This window comes from Roseivirga sp. AWQ4_251, assembly GCF_056158225.1.
In genome coordinates, this window is the sequence record NZ_JBSWSW010000001.1 from 444278 (window position 1) to 469009 (window position 24732).

16 protein-coding genes are annotated in these 24732 nt (G+C 40.0%); 3 read left to right on the top strand and 13 right to left on the bottom strand.

Annotated elements, in window-relative coordinates; translation table 11 throughout:
* Positions 1–46 precede the first annotated feature (46 nt).
* From ACXACJ_RS02085 to ACXACJ_RS02105, 5 genes are read right to left on the bottom strand one after another with little or no spacing between them, the layout of a single operon-like run.
* A complete protein-coding gene (locus ACXACJ_RS02085) occupies positions 47–1315 on the bottom strand; it encodes a M16 family metallopeptidase (RefSeq protein WP_475132606.1) in 1269 nt (422 codons plus the stop codon).
* Positions 1316–1324: 9 nt separating this feature from the next.
* On the bottom strand, positions 1325–2476 hold the full coding sequence (gene porV / locus ACXACJ_RS02090) for a type IX secretion system outer membrane channel protein PorV (RefSeq protein WP_475132607.1): 1152 nt from the start codon (positions 2474–2476) through the stop codon (positions 1325–1327).
* A 31-nt stretch (positions 2477–2507) separates the two neighbouring features.
* A complete protein-coding gene (gene porU / locus ACXACJ_RS02095) occupies positions 2508–5900 on the bottom strand; it encodes a type IX secretion system sortase PorU (protein WP_475132608.1) in 3393 nt (1130 codons plus the stop codon).
* Between the two features lie 20 nt (positions 5901–5920).
* Entirely contained in the window at positions 5921–6619 is a 699-nt protein-coding gene (pssA, locus tag ACXACJ_RS02100; protein WP_475132609.1) for a CDP-diacylglycerol--serine O-phosphatidyltransferase, read from the bottom strand.
* A complete protein-coding gene (locus ACXACJ_RS02105) occupies positions 6620–7267 on the bottom strand; it encodes an MBL fold metallo-hydrolase (protein ID WP_475132610.1) in 648 nt (215 codons plus the stop codon). It abuts the gene before it with no gap.
* 71 nt (positions 7268–7338) lie between these two features.
* On the opposite strand from ACXACJ_RS02105, the gene ACXACJ_RS02110 reads away from it, so the two are divergent.
* The 3 genes from ACXACJ_RS02110 to ACXACJ_RS02120 are packed head-to-tail and all read left to right on the top strand — an operon-like array spanning position 7339 to position 12621.
* On the top strand, positions 7339–8391 hold the full coding sequence (locus ACXACJ_RS02110) for an NAD(P)/FAD-dependent oxidoreductase (protein ID WP_475132611.1): 1053 nt from the start codon (positions 7339–7341) through the stop codon (positions 8389–8391).
* 24 nt (positions 8392–8415) lie between these two features.
* On the top strand, positions 8416–11688 hold the full coding sequence (locus ACXACJ_RS02115) for a TolB family protein (protein WP_475132612.1): 3273 nt from the start codon (positions 8416–8418) through the stop codon (positions 11686–11688).
* A gap of 51 nt (positions 11689–11739) precedes the next feature.
* Positions 11740–12621, top strand: coding sequence for a YicC/YloC family endoribonuclease (locus ACXACJ_RS02120; RefSeq protein WP_475132613.1), 882 nt, complete (start codon positions 11740–11742; stop codon positions 12619–12621).
* A 26-nt stretch (positions 12622–12647) separates the two neighbouring features.
* On the opposite strand, the gene ACXACJ_RS02125 is transcribed toward ACXACJ_RS02120, so the two are convergent.
* From ACXACJ_RS02125 to ACXACJ_RS02160, 8 genes are all read right to left on the bottom strand, one after another.
* Positions 12648–13310 carry an energy transducer TonB gene (locus ACXACJ_RS02125; RefSeq protein WP_475132614.1) on the bottom strand — a complete coding sequence of 221 codons (663 nt, stop codon included), beginning with the start codon at positions 13308–13310 and terminating at the stop codon, positions 12648–12650.
* Positions 13311–13351: 41 nt separating this feature from the next.
* Positions 13352–14026 carry an energy transducer TonB gene (locus ACXACJ_RS02130; RefSeq protein WP_475132615.1) on the bottom strand — a complete coding sequence of 225 codons (675 nt, stop codon included), beginning with the start codon at positions 14024–14026 and terminating at the stop codon, positions 13352–13354.
* A 128-nt stretch (positions 14027–14154) separates the two neighbouring features.
* Entirely contained in the window at positions 14155–14829 is a 675-nt protein-coding gene (locus ACXACJ_RS02135) for an energy transducer TonB (RefSeq protein WP_475132616.1), read from the bottom strand.
* 52 nt (positions 14830–14881) lie between these two features.
* Positions 14882–15244: a VanZ family protein gene (locus ACXACJ_RS02140; protein WP_475132617.1), complete on the bottom strand. Its 363-nt coding sequence runs from the start codon at positions 15242–15244 to the stop codon at positions 14882–14884.
* A 16-nt stretch (positions 15245–15260) separates the two neighbouring features.
* Positions 15261–15641 (bottom strand): glycine cleavage system protein GcvH, encoded by a 381-nt coding sequence (gene gcvH, locus ACXACJ_RS02145; RefSeq protein ID WP_475132618.1) that lies wholly within the window; start codon positions 15639–15641, stop codon positions 15261–15263.
* Positions 15642–15696: 55 nt separating this feature from the next.
* On the bottom strand, positions 15697–22827 hold the full coding sequence (gene sov, locus ACXACJ_RS02150; RefSeq protein ID WP_475132619.1) for a T9SS outer membrane translocon Sov/SprA: 7131 nt from the start codon (positions 22825–22827) through the stop codon (positions 15697–15699).
* 13 nt (positions 22828–22840) lie between these two features.
* Positions 22841–23434: a Holliday junction branch migration protein RuvA gene (gene ruvA / locus ACXACJ_RS02155; protein WP_475132620.1), complete on the bottom strand. Its 594-nt coding sequence runs from the start codon at positions 23432–23434 to the stop codon at positions 22841–22843.
* A 92-nt stretch (positions 23435–23526) separates the two neighbouring features.
* Entirely contained in the window at positions 23527–24648 is a 1122-nt protein-coding gene (locus ACXACJ_RS02160; RefSeq protein ID WP_475132621.1) for a DUF4837 family protein, read from the bottom strand.
* Between the last annotated feature and the right edge of the window lie 84 nt (positions 24649–24732).

A 24732-nucleotide genomic window follows, 5' to 3' on the forward strand; every position in this document is an offset into this window, starting at 1 on the left:
AGCCCTGAAACTAAGTTTCAGGGCTTATTTTCTTTTATAGAAGTTTTTATTTAACCGGGCCGGCAATACTGATATGGAAGCTGTCGGGTTGTAAATATTGGATTGCCATTTCTTTTAATTCCTCTGCGGTAACAGCATACATGGTTGGTAAATAATTGTTGTAGAAATCCATGCTAAGTCCTTGGTAATACACCGCCTTGAACTTATCCATGACCGCAAAAGGAGAATTTAAGGAACCAGCAAAAGAACCTGCCATATAGTTCTTTACCGTTTCAAGCTCGTTAGCGTCAATGGTTTGGCTTTGAAGGACCTTGATTTCTTTGTAAATCTCATCCAAGGTTTCTTGTTCATTCTCTCCATTCACATCCGTTCCAATGGAAAAGTAACCTTCGTGGTTTAATGAATAGAGATGAGAGTAAATTCCATAGGTAAAACCCTTCTCTTCACGAATGTTTTTCATGAGCCTCGACCCGAAGAACCCACCAAAGAGCTCGTTCATTACAGCGAACTTCATGTAGTCTGGGTGGTTTCTGCTGAATAGCCTTTTACCCATTTTAATACTACTTTGAATAAAAGCAGCTTTTCTATCTTCTCTGTGTTTTTCGGTACTGGCTTGAGGGGTAAATGTCCCTTCTTCAACTTTAAGAATAGGGCCATGGCCAAATTTGGCTTCTAGCAAATCCATAAAGTTATCAGGCAGCTTTCCTGTAATTAGAATATCGAAATCGCAGAAATGTGTTGAGAAGAATACTTTGATTTCGTTTAGGTCAACTTTCTCAAAATCTTCAATGGTATTGAACTTTCCGTAAGGGTGATTAGACCCGAAAAGCATATTTCGTAGTGAAACCGAAGAAAGGTAACTCCCTTTTTCAAGGTTTAGCTTCAATCGTTCTAACTCCTTGTTTTTAAGTAAATCAAACTGGCTTTGATCGAAACGAGGTTCGTAAATGATTTCAGCCAATAAATTGATATTCTCTTCGAAAAACCGAGAGAGCCCATAGAATGATATATTGCTTTGATCGAAACCGGGAGTGAATTCAGAAAAGCTGCCTACAAAATCTACTGCTTCGGCTAATTGTTGAGCATTTTTAGAAACAGTTCCTTCATTGAGCATTTTTAGTGCTAAGGAAATGTAGCTGTAATGTTTCGAAAACCAGCTTCCGCTTTGAAGAGATAGTTCGACTTTAAAAACTTCAACAGAAGGATCGTTTCTGAAAAATACTTTTCTTCCATTGGAGAGTTCAGCGCGTTCGATTTCGGGTATATGTACCAGCTGAACAGGCTTAAAAGCCGGAGCTACTTTTCTATCTATCATGAGGTAATTTTACTGTCCTTTTTTATCCAGATTGTATCTGAGGCCAAATCGGAGGGTTTCCGCCAATGGGTGTTCTTGCAATGTTGGAACAAGGTAAGCAAAGTCAACTCCAATGTCTTTGTAGTTGAAGCCTACCCCCATAGTAAAGTATTTTCGGTTACCTTTTTTCTGGTTCTCCGTGAAATAACCTGCTCTAACAGCAAAAGTTTCGCGATATTCATATTCGGTCCCTACCGACAGCATAAATTCCTGAAGTTCTTCTGAAAAACCACCTGGAGCATCGGCAAATGAGCCGAAAATTCCTGAGATCAAAGACTTGTCTCTATGGCTGCCATCGGGCTGCGGTGTTGGCACCATCAGCTTGTTTAGGTCAACTGCGAATGTGAATTTGTTATAAGGATCTAGGAAGCTTGCCATGGCGGCACCTAACCTTAAATTCGTGGGTATAAAATCTTCTTCATCGGCAGAGTTGTAAGATATTTTCGAACCGATATTCGATATAATCGCTCCGTAAGAAACTCTACTTTGTTTGCCTAAAAAGGTAAGCTCATTTCTGTAATATAAGCCAATATCGGCTGCAATACTGGTGCCTGGTTTAGGGTCAGAGCCTGGGCTAGTAGTGATATTGCCAGAAAGATTGGAGTTGATGAACTTTCCTGTGACACCAATGCTCAATTGATTGCTCAATTTTCTAGAGTAAGTACCTGCAAAGGCAAATTCTTTAGGATTGATAATCTGAAGGTTCTTTCCGGTTCCATCCGTTAATTGAATATCGCCTAAATCGAAATAGGTCATGGCAATACCGAAGGCTTGAGTGTCGTCTACCTTTTTGTATGCAGAAAGGTAAGAAATAGACATGTCGTCTACATATTTGCTCAGCCAAGGCGTATAAGATGCCGCAAAACCCATGTTTTTATTCATGTAAGCAAGCTTTGCTGGGTTCCAGTGAATAGCATTCGAATTGGGTTCGGTGGCTGCTCCCACGTCTCCCATTGCGCCAGAAATTGGATCAGGGGCAATTGTTAAAAAAGGTACCGCGGTTGTAATTACGTTTCGGGTAGTGTCTTGTCCTGAAATCACACCTGAGTTTTGTGCGAATGTAGGAACTGAAAAAGTAATGGCTAACACCAGGATGATGGCTATCCTAAAGTTGGGTTTCATGGAAATTTTTTTCAAAGATACTATTATAAAGCTAATATGAAATAATAAGTTTTTTGCGCTTTGTGTGCGTTTTACCGCTGTTTTTCGACCTTAAAGTAACATTGTAAACATAGATGCCTTTGGTCAATTTTGCGCCTACATTATTGGTTCCGTCCCAGTTCAAACTTTCGGTGTTCGAGGCATTTTCTATATCAGAATAAATCGATGTTACCTTTTCACCTCTGGCATTGATAATGTCAACCACGATTTCCAACGCTTCACCTGCGCAGTTATGAGCGATTTTAAACGCGGTCTGATCTACCAACGGGTTTGGATACGAATTTATTTCTGTGATTATGGTAGAATTTTCTCCCGTCACTTCAAATTCAACTATACTTTTTGCCAAATTATTATGGTTGTCCCAAACTTTTACTTCTATCTGGTTGTGCCCCAGAGGTAAGTTTCTCAGTGGAAATAGAACTTCCCCGTGGGTGAAATCATCAATTGCGGCTTCAAAATAATCGTTCAGGTTGTAGGTAATGCTGTCGTTTAAAGTAGCAGAAAGAAATTGGCCAATGCCGCTTTGCGAAATATTGATTCCGCTCTCATCCCAGAGTTTAAGCAGAAGATTGGCATCTTTTTTCACGATGAAAGGAGAAATGGCAGTTGAATCGTTCATAAAGGCATTGATGCGTGGAGGTAGATTGTCTCCATCAATGTTTTCCGCTGTTCCACCTAAAGTGAAGTCTATTTTTGCACCAAAGGCATCTTCCAAGCTGTTTTTCTCATAGGCATATAAGCTCATTTTGCCCTGCCCGTATTGGTAGTTAATGTTTTTCGGAACTACGAATTCTACCCTAAACTGACCATTTCTTACGCGAGCTTTTCCATTGAAAAGGAGACTGCTTCTTTCTTTAAAGTAAAAAGGATCACCGCTTGTGCCTAAAGTTTGTTGCTCAGTGAGTTTGTCGTAAAGGCTAAAGTTTAATTCGCCATTGAAGTTTTGAAGTAGCTGGCCCTCAAACTCAATTTGACCTATAATTCTAACCTTTTGAAGCGCTTTTAGAGTGTCTGTTTTTCCATCGGGAATATTCCCGTTTAAGGACGTAATTACAATTTCATTTTTAGGGTAACTCAGTCGCATGCTGGGATCGCCCAATAGAATGAAATTTCGATTGTTGGCTCCGTTAAGCGCATTGTTTTTGGTGTAGCGAATCACATCTCCCAAGCGCTGGAATTTTCCCTCTGGTTTTTCCAGTACGCTTTCATATAGAGCCTGATTGAGGTTGTAATTTGAAGAAGAGAAAACCGGACGGGCTGTCGTGACCATTGCAATGGCTCCTCCATCTGACTTTAGTAAAAGCCTTTCTGCGCCAGAAAAAATAGCTGGGTCATCATTTCTTCCAAATTCGCAAGTAGCTGTGACCACTAAAGGCAGCTTGTCAAGATTTTCCCATTCTTGAATGGTTTCTTCAGTAAGAACTTGCTCCTGCATCCAATCCGTTTCCGCACCATGTCCTGTGAAATTCAAGATCAAAACTCCTTTTTCAACAGCGTCTAACAGGGCCTTTTGGGCAGCAGGAGAAGTTTCTCCGTTTGGATTTCTCAATTGTTCGTAATCATCCAAGTATATTTTTCGAACATTAAAATCAGCGTAAGAAGTATCTACCAAAGTGGCAAGCTTATCGGCATCTCTTTGATGTAAGTTGTTGTCGCCATCATCGGCAACAAACACAATTCTTCTTCGCCAGTCACCGATGCTTTTAATTGCGGTTTGGTAAGAAATGATTTTATCTACCGCAGTTTTTGCTTGCTCAATGGTTGTGCTCGGAATTCGGCCAATGCCAATATCTAAAGTATGATCTCCCGAAGAACTCTCTTTCCACTCGCCTTCGGTTTCTTCTAAAAAGCCATAATAATCGTCTGAGGAATATGTAGAAAGTGGGTGGATTGAATTTCTCGATTCGTAGGTGGGGACAAAATTCGTGTTTTCTTCAATTCTGTCTTTATAGTCGTAAGATCCTTTGCCAAAGAGTAAGAGATATTTCAGTTTGTCGCTTTTGGACTTTAAATAATGCATGAAATCGCGGATGGCTGTTATGTCTTGCCTGCCTGAAGAAAACTCATTGTAAATTTCTTGAGGAGAAGTAACAACTACAGTTAAACCGTCATGATTCCTTCGGAAATCAGCTAACCTTTCGGCTTCTGATAAAAATTCTGGAGCAGAAACAATTACCAAGTCGGGCACAGCAATTCCATGTAAATCTTGGTTATTGATGGACTCAAAATCCTGAACGCTATTCGCTGAACCTGCATCGAACATGATGTATTCATGGATTTGATCTGTAAAGGCGCCAAACGTAGCGACAGTTCCGTTGGTTTGATAAGGGATATTTACTGCTTCTACGGGGTTGGAAACATCCCAAATCAACATTTCAGTATTTGTGTTTTTTATGCTAAAAGTGCTGGTTCCCGCAGTTGCATATCGGCTATTGAAGGGAGTTTGAGCATTGGTGAATGAAAGTTCTGAGGGAATTGAAATGACGAACGAATTCAATCTGGCCAAGGCTGTTGATTGGCCCGCGTTGTCATATTCAAACTGTAAATTGAAGGTTTGATCCGCAATTTGATTCGTTGAAAGCTTGAAATTTCTGGTTTGCTCGTTGGCTTTTACTCCATATCTGGCATTGGGGATATTGATCATCTGTAGCTCGCCCAAAACCTGATCTTCTGCTTTTACTTCAATTGAAGTGTTTACGTAAGCTTCGGACATTGCCTTGATCTGAAATCCGATTTCTTGGTTTGGAGCTGGGGATCTGATATCGAAGTTGAAGCTGATTGGATTTTGATCAATAAAACTCTCGCCAAACCATTCTCTTCCAGAAGTCAGAATGTTTTCGATGTCTTTTTCATGAGCAATCAGTTGATCGTAGAGTGTAATTTTGGGTAGGTTACTGCCCAAATTCAAGCCATTTGCAATTCTTAATCCGTCTTCATTTTTGATGGTAATGAAGTAATAGATTTCTTCTGAATAAAGGTTTTTTGTCCAATCATAGAGGTTCAATTGGGGATTGAAAGTCAATTCATTGGGATTGTCAACGTAAAATAAAATGTAGTCTTCTGCATTGAAAACACCATCTTCTTCCCCTTTAACCACGGCTGGGTTTTCGTGTAAATCTGTTTCGCGTTCAATGGAAAGGGGCTGTGGCAACATGCCGCCTCGGTTTCCGAAGATGCCTATGTTTCTCGGGTCGATGGAACTCACATCGAAACCCATTTCTGATAAAGTAGAACGATCTATTTTATAAATTCCACTTTCGGTGAACTTCATTTTAACCCATTGCCCGCTGCTCAAAACGCTTGATTCTTGAGCAAAGCTCAACGCATTTAAGACGAAAAATGCGACAGGAATAAAAATAAGTTTGGATAGTGAAAAACGGCACATGATCAAATGCTCAACGTTTTTTATGAAGCTTTCTTATTTACCGTATTATCGACAACGGACAGCAATATATAAACCACAATGATAACTGGCACAGCCGCAGTCTGTAAAATGGCAATGAGTGCAATGCTTAAGATGATGAGTAGAAAGCGAGACCAGTTTTCCGCAAATCTAAAATTAGAGAATTTGAAAGATAGCAGAGTAATTGGCGCAACCATAAGCAATGAGAATATCACTGCACAAACCAAAATTACATTGGGATTGGCGAAGAATTCGCTTAAAAAGCTATCACCTATTATAATTACAGGAAGTGTACTTGTGAAAAGGCCGTTTGCTGTAGTGGTAAGGCCTGTGAAACTCGTTTTTTGGTTTTCGTCTATGTTGAATTTAGCCAATCTGAGGGCAGAAAAAAGAGCAATTAAAATCCCTGAAAACTCTAATGGAGTTTCAATATGGCCTTTCAGCATATGGTAATAGAGCATGGAAGGTAAAAGCCCAAAAGTGATTAAATCGGCTAGCGAATCGAGCTGTTTGCCAATTTCAGACTGAGCTTTAAGCATTCTCGCTAAAAAGCCATCCAGAAAATCGAAACCTGCTGCAAGCCAGATAAGGTAGCATGCCGTTTCAATTTCCCCCTGAAAAGAAAGAATAATGCCAATGGCTCCGCAGGCTAAATTGCCTAGGGTAAAAAGGTTCGGAATTGCTTTTTTAATTTGTTGCATTTATCTGGCTATTGCGCAAAAAGGGTTCGATATTTTTTCTTCTCCAATCGTTGTTGGGCCGCCATGACCTGGGAAAACGGTCATTTCATCACTAAACTGAAATAGCTTGTTATGAATGCTGTCAATCAATGTGTCGAAATCACCTCCCGGTAAATCAGTTCGGCCTATGCTGGCTTGAAAAAGAACATCGCCACCGATGCAGATGTTTTCTTCTTCATTCACAAAAACAATATGCCCAGGTGCATGACCTGGCGTAAACCAAACTTTTAAAGTGCTATTGCCAAAACTTACCGTGTCTCCTTCTTTCAGAAAATGATCGGGTTCAGCCTCATGATATTGCTGAAAGCCATAGCTTGGCGCATAAGCTTTGACTGACCTAAGCGTATCCAAGTCATGTTCACCAATCCAAAATTCAACGCCAAAACGATCTTTCACAAAACTGTTTCCTAAAACATGGTCAATATGGCCATGTGTATTGAGTAGCAACTGAACATTTAAATCTTCACTTTCAATAAATTTCACCAACTCTTGTTGTTCGTGATTTTCGTAGCAACCTGGGTCTATAATTACCGCTTTTTTGCTTTCATCAAACAACACATAAGTGTTTTCCATAAATGGGTTGAAGGTGAAGGGTTTGATTTGAATCATGTAAAGTGCTTTTTGCCAAATTTCATTTAATAATAGCCATTATTCAAAAAATGTTGGTTTAAATTCGAACCATGGCTGTGGATTACATTATTGTGGGGCAGGGATTGGCAGGAAGTATCTTGGCCGATCATTTGATTAGCGCGGGTTGTTCGGTGATGGTTTATGATGATCCAGCACTTTCTAACTGTTCTAAAATTGCAGGCGGCCTTTACAATCCAGTTACAGGCCGTGTAATGGTTAAAACATGGAAAGCTGAAGAGCTTTTCGGCTACTTAACTAGTTATTACCCTGATTTTGAAAGCCGAATCGATGGTTCGTTCATCAATGATATTCCGATTTATAGGCCATTTATTTCTGCTGAAGAATTAAATGAATGGATGGGCAAAAGCGCTGATATCGATTATGGTCAGTTTTTGAAGTCAGTCCACAATCGATCTGCTTATGGAAGTCAGGTAAATGACGATTTTGGTGGTCTTCTACTCAATCAGTCTGGCTTTTTAGACACCTCTGCTTTGCTGAAGGCATCAGCAGAGTGGCTTCAAAAGAAGAAATACCTTTCTCGTGAATTATTTGACGCGGATGAGTTAACGTTATCCAAAACGGACGTCACCTACAAAGGAATGAAAGCCAAAGCTGTGATCTTTTGTAATGGTCATAAAGCGCTTGAACAACAATACTTCAATTGGATTCCGTTAAGGCCTGTAAAGGGTGAACTGTTGATTATCAAAACTGAGGAAGAATTAGAAGTAATCCACAACCGAGGAGTTTTCGTAATTCCTCAAAAGCACGGTTTGTGTAAAGTGGGCGCCACTTATGATCATCAAAATTTGGATGAAATTCCAACCGAAGGTGCGAAAAGTGTGTTAAATGCTAAGTTGAAGGAGTTGGTTAAATTTCCATACGAAATTGTAGATCAGCTAGCCGGAGTAAGGCCGGCAACAAAAGATAGAAGGCCGATTATAGGTCAACATCCTAAGGAAAGTCAGTTGTTGGCTTTCAATGGATTTGGCACCAAAGGAGTGTCGTTAATTCCTTTTTATGCCAACCAAATGACCAATCATTTGATTAATGGCAATTCCTTGGATGCCGAGGTCAATATTGAGCGTTTTTTTTCGTTAACTTAAAAGTCTTTTCTGTAAAGAAACTATATGCTGAGTACTCTACGATTAACCTCTGTTTTTTGCTTATTCATTATTGGTCTGCTAGGCCTTACTTCACAGGCCCATGCTCAGGTTTCTAGAGAAGAGTTTGGGAAGAACAGAATTCAGTACAAATACTTTAACTGGCAGTATTACGAAACCAACAATTTTCAGGTTTATTACTACGATGGGGGTGAAAACCTTGCAAAGAAGACGATCGAATTTTTGGAGTTAGAATTTAGCAGAGTAACAGAAATTGTAGGGTATTTTCCTTATTCTAAAATTCGAATTTTCCTTTATAATTCCATTGCCGATAAGCAACAAAGCAACGTGGGCTTAAAAGCTCAAGATTTCAGTGTTGGTGGTCAAACCAACTTTGTAAAGTCTCAGGTTGAAGTTGCCTACTCAGGTGATTTCACTTCGTTTAATGATAAATTGATTTTCAGTGTGTCTGAAATGTTGATTGAAGAAATGCTCTTCGGAGGAAATATAGCCGAAATGTTTCAGTCTTCTTTTAGCAGTCCCATTCCTGTTTGGTTTACCCGAGGAATTTCTTCCTATGTAGCCTATGGATGGAGCAAGGATTCGGATGATGTTGCCCGCGAGTTGATCAGTTCAAAGGAAGGCCAAGAGATTAAATTCAACAAGTTCAATAAGGAAACGAATACCTTGTTAGGTGAATCGATTTGGAATTTCATTGTTCAGCGTTACGGGCAACGAAGTGTTTCCAATATTTTGAATTTGGCTCGAATTATTCGAGATGAAGAAGCAAGTATAGCAAAGACTTTAGGCGTTCCTTTTGGCCAGTTCTTAAAAGAGTGGAGGGCATTCTACACTCAACAAAACCAAGCTATTCTTCAGAGTTATGTTACTCCGCCAGATGACAAGGTGATTTCAACCCAACTTTCTCGAATGGAGCAGATTGGGCATGTGAAGTTCAATCGTGAAGGTACATTTCTGGCCTATTCCGTTATGGATATGGGCAAAATCGAAGTGCGTGTAATCAACCTAGAGAACAAGCAAGAAAAGGTTATCTACAAAAAAGGTCTTAAGTTGTTAGACCAAGAGGTCAATTACAATTATCCTCTACTCAGCTGGGTCGATGAGTTTACGCTCGGTATTGTTTCCAATGAATATGGAAGGAATATGGTAACGATAAAAAGGTTAGGAAGCCGAGGCGAGCAGGTGCTATATATTCCAACTGTAGCGCAAATTCAAAGCTTTGAATTTAAAGAGGGTGGCCGATTGGCAGTGCTAACAGGTTCCTTAAATGGAGTTAGTGATGCTTATCTTTTTCAGGTAAACAGAGGTGTGGTAAGGCGCATAAGCAATGATAATTTCGATGATAGAGACATCAGTTTTATGCCTGAATCCAACGTGGTGGTATTCACTTCAAACCGCCCAACGGACAGTGTTTATGTTGCTGGACCTTCAGAAATGAAAGATGCTAACGTGAACCAATTCAATTTATTCACTTACGATTTAGATGTTGTAGATAGCACATTCGATAAGCTTACTAATGCGCTGGCCGTGGAGTCTCAGCCAATGGGTGGAGGCGATGGTTATATTTATTTCCTAAGCGATCAGCAGGGTATTAATAATCTATACAGATATCATCAAAGAGATAGTGTAAGCAATCAGCTCAGCAATTACAATGTTGGAATGAAGAGTTTCTCTTTGGATTTGAAGAACAATCAGATCGCTTTTGTTTCGCTAAAAGAAGGACATGATGTAATCTATTTGGAAAGCATGGCCTATCTACAGCAGGCATTTACACCTGTAACTCCAAGAAGAGCACAAGAAACCGCAAAGATTTTAGCGGAAATACGAAGGAAAAGATTGATTAAAGAGGGCGTGGTAGATACTGCAAAAGTTCAGCCTATTGAACAGACTACCATTAAAGCGCAGGAATTGGATTCGCTAAAAGAGGGAGCTATCAATACCGAAAATTATGTCTTTAAAAACGAATCTAAGGTAGATTCTAAAGATTATAAGTTTGAAACCGAGGAAAGTCAGGCACCTCAGCAACAACAATCTTTTTTGAGCATTTATCAGAATAGAAATGTTGAAAACGCTTTGCAGGGACCGCTGGCTTATGCTCCGAAATTCCAGACAGATAACGTGGTTACCAGCTTTGTGATTGACGAAATCAGGTCTTTCTCACAGCTTATTGAGGTTCAAATGAATGACTTATTGGAGAATCACAGATTTAAAGGTGGGGTTTTAGTGCCCTATAATTTCAGTAGCGGTTTCGATGCTTTCCTACAATATGATTACCTAAAAGAAAGAATTGACTTGCATACCAAATATTATAGAAAGTCAATTGTAAGGCAGAGTAATAATGGTAGCGGAGATGCTCAACGTTATAACCTAAATAGGTTTGAAGTGGGAGCGGCTGTGGCTGGAACTCCAAATTTTAGAATAGAACTTTCTCCATTCTTTAGCCAAACTAGATATATAGATTCAAACCCTGTGTTGATTGTGAATCCTACACCAGGTGCAATTGCTGAAAAAGCTGCCAATTACGCAGGCTTCAATGCAAGTTTGGTATATGATAACAGTATTGTTGGAGGAACTAATATTCACGAAGGAACACGGGCTAAACTTAGCTACGAAAGCCATATCAAGTTGAGCCAATACGCTGAAAGTTTCAATAATTTGGAATTAGATGTTAGGCATTACTTCAGGGTTTCCACAGGGGTGTATTTGGCAGGAAGGTTCTTCTATGGAAGATATGCTGGAAATTCTCCTAAGCGCTATTTGTTGGGTGGTGTAGATAATTGGGTGTTGAATAAAACCAATTCTTCTCCTGGAGATGATAATCCGTTGAGATTCCAAACTTTGTATGACAACAGCGACATCCTGTTCAACCAATTCACCAATTTGAGAGGCTACGACTACAATACATTCAGAGGTAGGAATACAATGACTTTCTCAGCGGAATTAAGGTTGCCTGTGAATCAGTTTCTTGCATCAGGAAACACCAAATCTAATTTCGTGAAGAACCTACAATTTTTAGGGTTCTATGATATAGGTTCCGCATGGGATGACTTATCTCCATTTAATAGACAGAATAATTTGAATACAGAGGAGATTCAGCCGGATGGTTCTCCTTTCAAAGCTGTAATTAACAACTTCAGTAATCCTTGGCTTCAAAGTTTAGGAGTAGGAACGCGCACCATGTTGTTCGGTTTCTTCTCTAGAATTGATGTGGTTTGGCCAATTCGAGATTATGAGTTCCAAAACCCTAGGCTTCAGCTTTCTATTGGCCACGATTTCTAGTAATGTTAATGATGAAATGCCTAACTTCACGGGCATTTAAATTCGAAGCACATGCTCAAATCAATGACGGGATATGGCCTTTCAAAGGCTCAAACAGAAGATATGCAGGTGAGTGTTGAAATTCGCTCATTGAATTCAAAGTTTCTTGATGCTCAAATACGCTTGCCAAAGCAGTTGCAGGAAAAGGAACTCGAGATCAGAAACATGCTGAATGCAGGGTTGGTAAGAGGGAAAGTGGCTGTCAACATAGAGCTTTCGAGTGATGACGTAAATGCGTCAAAACAAGAGGTGAATCATGAGCTTTTTAAGGCTTATTACAAAGAGTATGAAGCGTTGGCTGGTCAAGTAGATGCTAAAACAGACGACTTGTTCAGATTGGCGTTACATAGCCCTGATGTGATGCTTGGTTCTGGCTTCAATGAAGATGTTCTGAACAAACAATGGGATTTGACTAAATCTAACGTTCAGGCTGCTATCGATCATTGCAATGAGTTTAGGGAGCAGGAAGGCGCTAAGCTTCAATCGGAACTTCAGGCTTATATTGCCAATATAGGTGGTTACTTAAATGATATTAAAGGCATTGAAGGTGAAAGAGTCACTGCGATCAAAGAAAGAATTAGAAACCACCAAAATGAGTTGCTGAATTCCGATCAATTTGATGTAAATCGTTTTGAACAAGAGATGATCTATTATTTAGAGAAGCTTGATGTGAGTGAAGAATTCGTTAGACTGAAAGCGCATCTCGATTACTTCCTTGAGATACTAGAGGAAGAGAATTCACAAGGAAAAAAGTTAAATTTCATTTCTCAGGAAATTGGAAGGGAGATTAACACGATTGGTTCCAAAGCCAATTATGCGCCAATGCAGCGTCATGTAGTTTGTATGAAGGATGAGCTGGAAAAGATCAAAGAACAATTACTGAATGTGATATAAGGAAGGGAGGTTTTAACCTCCCTTTTTCATTTAAGTTTAAATACGATTGAAATGGACATAGGGGCTTTAACAGGGCTACCACGTTGTTTACCTGCATTCCATTTAGGGCTCATTGCAAGAACGCGCTCTGCCTCTTCATCACAACCACCACCTATACCACGCATAACCTTAATATCTGAAATATTGCCATCAGCGTCTACTATAAAGCTTAAGAAAACTCTTCCTTCAATTTGATTCTTTTGAGCGAATCTGGGATAATGAAGATTCTTCTTTAGGAATTTACTCCACGCTGAATTACCACCGGGAAATGTAGCTGGCTCTTCAGTAACAATAAAAGGTGTTTCTGTTTCTTCAGGTTTAATGGGTTCAAAGTCAACGTCACTGAGAATGTCGTCTTCATAAAAGGAACAGATGGTTGTAAATTCAATTTCGGGCTCTTCATCGTCTGGTATACTGATAATCTTATACTGAACAGGAGGTGGAGGTGATGGTTTTTGTATGGTAATAGGAACGATCTCGATATCTGTCTTTTCCCAAACCGATGGTTCGACAACTAAATTATCTAAACCATTATAGGTTTTGAACTTAAAAGCGAACAGGGAAAGTCCTAAGCTTATACAAAGCCCCAAAGCAAGAAAGAGGCTATACTTGTTATGTTCATCAACTGAAGGTTTCTTTTTATTTTTCATGATTGACTATTTTTTTAGTTACACAGTTCAAAAAAATAGAGCTACTTCAGGGTAAATTGAACGCGAATCGCCATTCTAGATTTTACAGGTCTACCTCTTTGCAGTCCTGGGTTCCAATTAGGAGATGATTCTAATACGCGAATGGCTTCCTCATCGCAACCGCCTCCAATTTTACGGGTTGCTTGAACATCTGAAATTTTACCTTCCTTATTTACGACAAAGGAAAGATACACGTAGCCTTGTACGCCCATTCTAACCGCTTGTCTAGGGTAGTTTAGGTTCTTTTTCAAATATTTATTCCATGCTTCTCTACCGCCAGGAAAAGAAGCTTGCTCTTCAGCAAAAACGATCTCATCATGTGTTTCTTCAGCGGTTTCATCATTCTCTAATATAATTTCGTCCACAATCATTTCTTCTGATGTTTCTACATCTATTTCGAAGGGGATTTCCTCATCAATTTCTACATCATCAGGTATTTCAATCAATTTTGGCTGTGAAATTACTGGTGGCTTAGGGGGATCGATAACAGTAGGAGGGATGTCAAATTCTTCATCAAAGTCTGAAATATAAGATCCCAAATCTTTGATGCCAGTAGGGTCATAAGTTTTCCATTCAAATGCCAATAGGGCTAAACCTAAACTGAAAGTAAGGCCTATGCCTAAGAATAGAAATCTTTTATTCTGAATATTAGCGAAGTTTGTTTTTTTGGCTTCCATAAACTATTGTTTTAGTTATAAGATTAGTTAAAAAAGCGCATAGCGCTTAAGGAGGTACTTGAAGTAATAACTATATTTTTAGTTAAATAAGACCAAATAAAGGCCTGAATGAACAGGCCTTATAAATATTATTTCAATCTGAATACAATTCTAATAGCCATTCTAGATTTAACGGCTCTACCTCTTTGTTTACCTGGTTCCCATCTTGGAGACATTTCAAGAACCCTTTTGGCTTCTTCATCACATCCTCCTCCGATACCACGTGTTACTTGGATGTCAGAAATTCTTCCTTCTTTATCCACAACGAATGAAAGGTAAACAGCTCCTTCAATACCCATTCTGGTTGCTTGGCGAGGGTACTTCAAATTCTTTTTCAAGAATTTATTCCACTCTCCTTGTCCGCCAGGGAATTGAGCTTGCTCTTCAACTACCATGAAGATTTGCTCTGCTTCTTCTTCTTCTGGTTCAGCTTCGAATACGATTTCTTCTACCTCAGTTTCTTCCGTTACTTCCACGTCAAGGTCAATCTCGATTTCTTCTTCGATTTCTTCCTCATCAGGAATCTCGATAATTTGAGGTTGCTGAATTTTTGGTGGTGGTGGCGGTGGTTGCTCGGTAGGTGGTATTTCTGTCAATTCTTCAAAGTCGTCTACCGCTTGACCTAGGTCCATTAGTTCACCTTTTTCGTATTGCTTATACTCGAAGGCAGCTAAAGTAACACCTAAGCTAATCAATAGACCAATCCCAAGAAAGAGGTACCTCTTTCTGTTCAAGTCTGCTGACTCAGTCTTCTTAGCTTCCATAATTTCTTTTCGTTTGATTTTAAAACTATAATATTAGTTCAAGAATCACAAGTTAATTTTTGATAAAAGTAGAAAAAACTACGACACCTACAATAGCTCCAGCTGTATTTGCCAATAAATCGTATGCGTCAGTCATTCTACCCGGAATAAAATTTTGCAAGTATTCTAAAACTAATCCGTAAACTATACATATAGTTAACGAAATGTACTTCATTTTGTTCATATGCGATTTGTCGCCTTTGCTTGGTTTGAAACCATACATCAGCGCGCAGCTAAGTATGGCGAACACTCCTAAATGGGCTATTTTATCGTAAGAAAACAGCTTTAAGTCAGGAAATGCATCTTGAGGCAAAAGCATCAAATAGCCTAAAATTGCTGCCCAAAGCAGGCTAGGCCAGAATCGTTTCAGGAACAAAATTTCAACTTTAGGTCTATTGACCAATTAGACTTTTATAAGCGGCAGCATCAAGAAGTCCATCGGCTTCTGAAGTATCGCTCATTACGATTTTTACCATCCAGCCTTCTCCGTAAGGATCAGTATTTACGGTTTCAGGAGCATCTTCTAACTGAGTGTTAACTTCTTTTACTTCACCTGAAAGGGGCATAAATAAATCTGAAACAGTTTTTACTGCTTCAACGGTGCCAAATACCTCTTCTTTGTCAAGGCTGTCACCTTCAGTTTCGATTTCTACATAAACAATGTCGCCAAGTTCACCTTGGGCAAAATCTGTAATGCCTACAGTAGCAACATCTCCTTCAATCTTAACCCACTCGTGGTCTTTAGTGTACAATAGTTCTTCTGGTATGTTCATCGCTTTCGAATAAATTGAAACCAAAAATACGCGGAATCTTGAGAAATGTAAGTGATTATTGAGACAAACTGAATCTAATTCTTCCACCAAAGGCGGTGCGGGCGTTTAAGAAACTGGTGGTGACTCGTGGGTCGTTGATATTGCGCTCGAAATAGAAGGAAAGTTGAAGTGCATCACTGATATTATAGTCCACAGTTGGGGTTAAACTGAAGATTTTAATTCCGTCTGTTACAATGCTAGGCTCTCCAATTCTTCTTTGAGCGGTTTTGTCATCGCTAATTCTAAAGCCCATGTTAAAGCGCAATTCGTTTGGCAGGGTTTGCTTTCTTCCATTTACCCTGAAAGGAACTTTAACCCCTGCTTTTGTGAAACCCACGGTTATATTAAGGTCTTTTTTCGATTGTTCCGTGACTTGAATGTTGGAAAGGTTTAGGCCAATATTTCTTGTTTTGGAGTATTGAGCATTAATTGTCCAGCCATTTTTGGTTCTCATATTCAAGCCAACTAAAGGGGAGAAGCTTTCAGAAAGAACAACTTGCTGAGTAGTGAAAATCGGAACCAATTTTCCATCCTCATTGATTTGTGAGGCAAGCCCATAATCGGAAATGCTGTTGTCGAGCGTTAGTTGGCTGGTGTATAAGGCAGAGTTCACATAATTGCTGACACTGTACTCGCTATTATAAGAGTGTGAAAGGCTTACCGTTGAAAAGACTTCTTTTACCGCTTCAATATCCGTAAGTCCGTTATAGCTTAGCGACCAGCCTGGAATTGGGATTTTTGGAAAAATAGAAGTAGATACTTCATCTGGGCTTTTGCCCGAATAGGCGGCTAAAAAGGCCGGGATTACCACATCTTGAGCGTTGAGGTCGTAGTTTCCTGTTTCATTGGCCAAGTCTAAACGTGATTTAATCTGGCTTCTGTAGGCTTCAAAATTTGCGAACAAAGGAGATTCATCATTCGCATCGTCTTTTTGGAAAGCTGTTTTAATAATGTTGTAAGAAACCGAATAACTTCCCGTTCTATTCGGATTGATGCTGATGAAGCTGGTCGAATTCTCTTCTCTTCTGAATATTTCCTGATAGTTTTCTGAATGTACCTTTCTTCCCCTTAGTGTTACCCTGAATCCATTAAAAGGTTCTAAAACTCCATTGACATTTAGGTTAACCATGCGGTCTTGCTGGAAAGGAGACGTTAAAAATGTGCTTTCTGCATAGTAACCACTGTTCGCCAGTCGCCTTCTAATCGTGGGGTCTTGACTGCCTGTAATAAAGCCCAATCCTGGGTTGTCTAGGTCTTTATCCATGCCAAACAGGAATACTTTCGGCATGTATCCTGGAAGAACCGTTCCTTGCGCTATGGAGTAATCAAAACCTATATTCCGAATCATCATAAGAGCCCGAAGGAATCCTTTCAATGCAGGCATTTGTTCAATTGTTTTGCGCTGTTTGGTTGTGTCGTTTTGGGCTTGAGCGGTGGGCCTTGTCCTGCTTCTGCTGCGCGATGGGGAATTGATTTTCTTTAATAGACCGATATTATTGTAGAGCTTGACCAAGTCTAGTTTTCCATCAACACGAATTTGCCGCGTGTTTCCTGCCAAGTTTCCAAGTGTGTCGGCTTGGCCAATCGCTCCAGCTTTCCAATTGAAAACAGTGCTGTAACTCACCGATGAATTTAGCCAATTAGTGACTGGGATTTTCTCAAAAGGTAGCGTATAGCTCGAGGTTATCGAGTGGGTATAGTTTTTAATTCTACCCAGATTTTTAAAGTTGGTCCAAACGGAATCCTTTTTAGCTTCTGTATTGATATCACCTTCAGGTTCGTCAATAATGGCGTTTACATTGGCAGTATAGTCCAAAGTAAGTGCGTGAGTTAGGTTCCAGTTGACAGCATACGTACGGTCAAATGTGAATGACTTTTCGTAATAAGGGTCGATTCCTTCTGTGCCTAACTCGGAGTTTCTCAATTGAGTTTTGAGGAAACTTCGATTTACATTTCCGTTAACAATGATCGAATTCGGGATTAAATTAAGATTGACATCCCTGATGATTTGGAACCATTTAGACTTTAAAAATCCAATGTTTTTAAAAGGTTCTATAAACCATTCTTTAGGTTGGTAGCTATAGGTTACCGCTCCTCTATAGTTTCTATAATCATAAGCCGCTGTATTGATGTTGCTGCGCGTAATTTCGTTATAGGCATAGGTAAAACTGAAGTTTTCGATATCCCAAACATGTTGTGGCGATTCAGTATTCGTTCTCCTTTTCCGAACATTGGAGAAGTTGAAACTCCTGCGTTTCGACTGATCCACAACCTTGTTGAAGTATTCATCCCGTTCTTCTTTGGTTTCGAAAGAATTCAGAACGTTTTCTAAAGGTAAATCAGGGTCAAGCGGATCATAACGCGGAACGGACCTAGCATGCTCAACACTAAAGAAAGCCGGAAGTTCTAGTCCCCAATTTTCAGGGAAGAATTTGCCTAATCTAAGGCTGGTTGAAACATCATATTGAGTAGTTTTTTCTCTGCTTCTTTCAGAAACTTTATCCGCGATGCCTCCAAAGCCAATAGAAGAATGTCTGATAGAAGCGGAAACATTTCCTATGTCGGCAAGCTGAGCATCTAATCTCGCATTCATAGCGATACCCGATTTAGAATCAAAGTCGGTTACACGTAATTCATTTGCCCAAATACAGAAGCTTTTGGGTTCTTGATCTGGCGAACTTGGATTGCGCACACCAATCATCAATGTTTGAACAGTACTTAAATCAGGCCTACCCACAACCGTTATTTTGTATTGGTCTACTTGTTCGCTGTAAGGCAAGCTGAGGTTGGCATTGTTCGCATTCCTTTTCGACTTCACTCCGTAAAGGCTGCTGAAGGCCACATCGATTTCGTTTTCCAATGGCCAAACATCTCTGGGAGAATTCATGCCTTTGGGCGTCATAATCAGAGGAACTTCGATTTCGTAGTAGTTCTCGGTGAAGTCTGTACCGATTCTTAGGAATGCGGTTACTTCTCCTGGAGCCAAGTCATCAGGGCTATCGGCATGTAAGAACATTTTAACACGGCCGTAATTAACCATGTCCTGCCCTACATTTTTGAAAACCGCTCTGGCATCTTTGTCTCTCAAATCTTCTACACAAAGTTGAAGCGCCTGCTCGTTTCTTCTTCTTTCTACTGCTGAAGTGTTGTCTCTATCTCTGATTAATCCAGGAGGCACAACGTAGCCAGGGCGAGTGTCATTCGGTTGGCTGTTTTCTTCATAGCCCACTACAGAAACCGTGAAGTTGGGATCAGAAGGTTCTGGCACTTCAAAAAGTCCTTTTTCGTAAAGACTTTCTTGAAAAGTTCTCCATTGGCTTCCCATCAATCTGAAGTTTACAAATCGTAGAACCACAGGTTCAGCAAAGCCTGTAAGTAAGGTTCTCATGTACCGAATTGACTTGAAACCATTGATATTTCCTTGAACTCTATCCGGTTTTCTAACAGGAATTCTGAACAAGTACCATGTAACGGGGTCCTGATTTTCACCAATGTTGTTAGTGACTTTGTCTACAATGTTGTTTTTCCCAACTTCAAGTTGACCAGGCTTCAAGTCGAGTTTGTATTCGTAGTATTCTTCTAAATCGTTGAGCGTATTGTCACGGTTAAGATCTTCATTATCAGGTAGATTTGTGGAAGACGGGGTGAAAAGTTGGTTTCCGCTGTTGATTGGGCTGTTGCCTTCCAAACCGTTATAGTTCTTATATCGCTCTAAAATTTTAGCATCGCGAGCATCTAAATCATCACCTAAATAATATTGAAAATTATCCGCAGAAGGGTCTGCTTGTATTTGCTGTTGCGCTGGGCCATTCAGGTTAATCGCGTTTAAAAAGTCAGCGAAATAATTGACTTCATCCGAAGATTTTAGGCCATCTAAACCTACATCTTGATTGGCTCTGGCGGATTCAGAGTTATCAAAAGCTGGATTTAGGTAAGGCTGTTTAGTAACTCGTCCCCATTCGTTTTCAACTACCCGGTCCAGGTCGTTAGAACCATCTGCGGGGAGGCCTTGCTCAAAAGCATGACGTTCGTCTTTCATCAAATCTTCAGAAACACTTCCCAAATGGAAGAGTAATGATCCACCGGTAGTGTTTGCCTTGGGCTGGTTAATTCCATCATTAATCATCCCTCGTGGGTTGCTTGGCGTTCCATTTGTTGAATTGATAAACGGATCCATTAGCCAGAATTCAACGTATTCGACATTGGTTTTGTCGAAGTCAACTTCGTTGGTAATGGCTCTGGTAATGGCTCCGAAATTTGACTTCGGATCAGGCAATGTTCCGTCAGGATTAAGGTTGGGGTTGTAGTTGTAAATACCCCTTTCTGAAGGGAAATATGCAATATCGAAAGAAGGTTCGTTTACAATGATTTGCTGCTGATCTCGCTTAATTACTTCTTGCTGGCCAACCGACCTCACATAGTGATTTTGTAAATCTTCTGGAGTAATATTTTCGGGTCTAGATCGGCCCGTACTTCTGTAAAAAACGTTGTCGATGGTATACCAAGCCAGTTTTGCCCTTTTGTAATTTGCTCCTAATCTGTCGGTAGTTTGATTGCTTTTGTCAAAACGGTTGTCGTCAGTTTTGGGTGTGGCGCCATATTTCCAGCTCGTAGGATTGTTCAGGCTAAAAGGGGTTACTGTCGATTCAAAATCATCAATATATGAAGTTCCTTCTCCTTGAACTTTGTTTGAAGTTCCGGGAATGAGTTGGGCCATTTCCATATTGAAGTTTATGGTTGAGGGCGCTTTGGTATCGATAAAAGGGAGGGCGTCTACCATTCGGGTTAGCAAACGAGAGTTGTTGTTGTAGTTCATGTCGAAGCCGTACATCGTGTTTCTTACTGGTTCATTGCCAATGCCAACACGGGTGATTTGCGGCCTTTCGTTCAGGTTGAGAAAGGTGGCGCCAAAGTTAATTTTATCACTCAAGACATAATCAAGCCTTGTTCCAACCAAAGTCCGAGATTGAAAATTGAACAGATCGGCTTTTTCAAAAGTTACCCGAATTTTCTTTCCAGAATTAAGGATTGAAGGGTTGATGATGTTCACCTTTCCCAATTGGTAATCAACTGTAAAATCGGTTCCTTCCTGTAGAGGCGTATTTCCAGCATAAACCTGAACACTGCCTTCCGCTATTTGAAAAGCATTCAAGTTAATTTCGTTGGAAGATCCCGACTGTAGACTTCCTTTAATGAAGAATTTGTTGTGGCGGGAAACCTGTTGCGCATCGGCTCGGGTTGTGCTATAAAGAGTGTCGTAAACGTATTTGTCTACCAGAAACTGCTCACTTGGACCGAATTGCTTTTTCAAGGTTTGCCCAAAGGGTTCAAGGGTAGGGAAAACCATATATCCTCGGTCGGTATTGATGGTTACGTCTTCTACAAAGTCGAAATTCCCGTCAGGTTGAGGGTCGCCATTTGGGTTCAGTTTGTCTAATCCGAAAATGCGAATCAATGGAACATCTTTGGTGTTTTCTCCCTCATGTAGACTTGGGTTGTCAATTCCTGTTTTATCGTCTCGGTAAATTACGCGCAATTGAAAACCTTGCTTATCGATGGCCGATGCATTCAGGTTGTAGATGTTTTTCATCATCAAATCCCAAGTAGGAGCCTGAGTGTTGATTTTATTAGGGCGAAGCATTTTTAGGAAGATGACTTCTTCATCGGATCGATTTTGGTAGTCTTCGGTAAGTTCACCTACTTTATACCTTTTGCCTTGGTAATTGTATTCGTAGGAAACCGCTAAAACCTCATCATTTAAAAGTTGCCTGCTCAATGAAATATAGCCGAGTTGACTATTGAAGTAATATTCTTTAGGGTCCAGTTTTCTAGCGCCTGTAACACGCACAAAGTCTAATGACTTTTCTAGCCCATATTCACTTTCCAATACAGAACTTACTTGGTCGGACTGTCTTAAGCGAGCATCTTGAGTTATGTTTTGATAAAGGTCGTTAGTGCCATTGGCCGTTGGTGCATTTGGAGCGCCATTACCAACAAAAGAATTATTCTCTCGGTATGGATCACCTTCTCCTAAATCCATAAAAGCAGCAAAATTCCTTTGAGTTTGCGTGTTTTGAGTTCTGTTTAAGATATACACTTCAACCCTTGAAATTTGAAGCCCAGAAATGATTGCAGGAATACTGCGATTCCAGTTTTCGTAGTTGTCTCTGAAGAATTGACCTAAAAAGAAGTGTCGGTTTTCGTCATAGTCCGAAGCTCTGATTTCAAATTCATTGCGTTGAATTCCCCCTTCAACTTCAATAGATTCAGAAGAGCCCCTTTGGGTAGCGGCCAATGCGGTAACGTAAAGTCTACCGAATTGCAGTTGGGTTTTGAAACCGAAAAGATTTTGAGCTCCACTGATCAAGCTATTGGACACAGGCAAACTTACATTTCCCATTTCCACAGTCTTAATAATGTCGGAGTTTAAACCTGCAAATTCTACTTTCAGTGTATTTTCAAAATCGAAAGAGTTTTGGTTGCTGAAGTTAGCGCCAAGTTTAAGTTTGGAACCAATGCTCCCCTGCAAATTCATCTGTATATTTTGATCGAATTGAAAGCCGCCCGTTCGCTGTTGTCGTATTGGGATGGCAGGATTGTCTACCCGCTGAAAACGGCCACCAAAATCAAGCTGTACATAGCCACTGGTTTGTATGTTGATCTGGTCTCCTCCAAAAAGCCGATCGAAAAAAGGACTTAAGGCAATAGGAGGGATTAACTGCCTTCTGTTACTAACCGCGCTTTCACCATCCATAGCCTTAGCTTTTTCCGCAAGAAAGTCTCGTGTGGCTAGCTGTTCCCGCTTTCTTAGCGCTTCGTTAAAAGGCACCCGAACTGGTGGATTAATGAGCTCATTGCCCATTTTCTCACTGAAGACGAGAGAATTTCCGGTGTCTAGCTTAATGGTTTGGTTAAGGAACGGAAGCGTATTGAACCAGAGAGGGGAACGCAGTTTCGGATTAGTAAGCGGATCTCCGAAACGATATTTTAAACTGAAATTAGGGTAAGGGGAACGGACATATTTTGAAGTATCGGTCTTTGTTGTGTCTTGTTGCCAAAACCCTCGGGCATGAACATTCGTAGTTATACCAAATAGCGTATAACCCACTACTACAAGGAGTAATATTTTGATGGTCCGATAGGTCAAGTGTTCCGAAAAATCAGGCAGCTTTTAAGGCTAATTTTATCAATTGTTCTAATGTTACTTGGCCTTCTGAGTTCTTCAGAATCTTTTCGATACTCTTCTCTGCCGCAGCTTTGTTAATGCCTAGTGTAACTAACGCAGCGAGTGCCTCATTTCTTATAGTGTTTTGAGAAGATACTTCAACATTTATCGCGCTTGGGTCATCTCCTTCCTTGATCAGTTTGTCTTTCAATTCAAGAATAACCCTTTGGGCGGTTTTTGCTCCAATTCCTTTAACTCGCTGAATAGTGGCAACATCGCCTGAAACAATGGCTGTTTTTATTTCCGAAGGACTTAAAGAAGATAGCATCATTAGCCCAGTAGATGGGCCAACACCTGAAATAGAAATAAGATGAATGAATAATTTTTTTTCTGCCTCTTCGGCAAAGCCAAATAGAACCTGAGCATCTTCCTTCACATAAAAATAGGTATAGAGCTGACAGTTCTCTTGGTCTTTTATTTGAGAATAGGTATGAAGCGAAATTTTGATCTCATACCCAACTCCCTGAACGTCAATAATTACGAATGTTGGATCTTTGTAAGCGAGTTTTCCCTTAATATATGCGTACATTGGTTGTGTTGAGCTTGAATATAAAAAAAGGCAAGTTGAACCTGCCTCTGCTTAAAATTAACAATATTCAAGTAAAATCAATACGTGTTGGCCTAATTTGCAACGGCCTGCAACTCGTCTTTTAAAGGTTTGAAGGTAGAAATGATAGATTCCATTTCTCTAATCAATTCGCGATGCTCTTCATTTGGGTGAATAACAAAGCCTTCAACGTAGTAAAGTCGATTGGAAGCTTGATCTACGAAGGTGTAGCTAATGAATGTTCCGCCTACCGAGAAGTTGTTGGTTTTCCAAGCGCCTCTTGTTTCCACCGTATATCTGCCATGAAGGTTGATATCTCTAAAAATTGGCTGCATATACTGGGTTTCCGTAATCATAAATGATTCTGGATTCTCAGGATCACCGTAGATGTATTCTTTACCAATTTGATTTCTCAGCTTTATGATGTTGTCGTGACTGAATTCATCTTGCGATTCATAATCTTTGAAATAAACAAAGATGTTTTTACTTGGTCCAACACCTGGTAAATATCTGCTCCACATGAAATCATCAGTGTCCATGGCAACTTCGTAGCCTACTGGGATTTTGATATAGTAACCATATTTTCTCTCGAAGCGACTCGAAATCCCTTTCGTTTGAATAGAAGCGCGAATGTCTGTAGCCAATCGCTCTCTTTCGGCCATGTTGAAGTAGTTTCTTATAATTTGCTGATTTTCATTGATATTGTTAATCAGGTCTTTTTGCGTTTTGCCGAATAGGAATAATACTTTTTGTCTTTTTGCATACTGATCATCAGACGTGTTCATGAATAAATCTGGCTCTGTATTTATGCGCTCCTTAGAGTTTTCAGAAAGCGTAGATTGCAGCTGTCTGTCAGCAGGCGAAGTGCCATCCAGCGTAGTTACATACACAATATTTCTGGAAAGCTTAAAGATTCTATTGAATTGAAAAGGTTCAATAACCCGAGTGGTGAAGAGTGGTTCAGGTCTTGTTAATCCAGGGAAATCGGCTAGAAAAACTTCTTTAAGAGCCTTACCTAATTCGCCATCCCATTTATCCTTATCCATTACAATGACAATTTCACCTGGCTCACCTGTGGATTGAGGTAAAAAGACGTCCTTTTTGGCTGTTTTTCCTTCTTCTTTTTCCTCTTCGGATTTGCTTACACAAGAGGCGATTGAAAGTATAATGAGTAGTAATATTGAAAGCCTTTTCATAAACTATTTATTTAGTTGTTTCAAGGAAGTTAATTCAAGAATCTTATGCAAGTATAATGTACTAAAAAATTAGTTAGCTCTTTT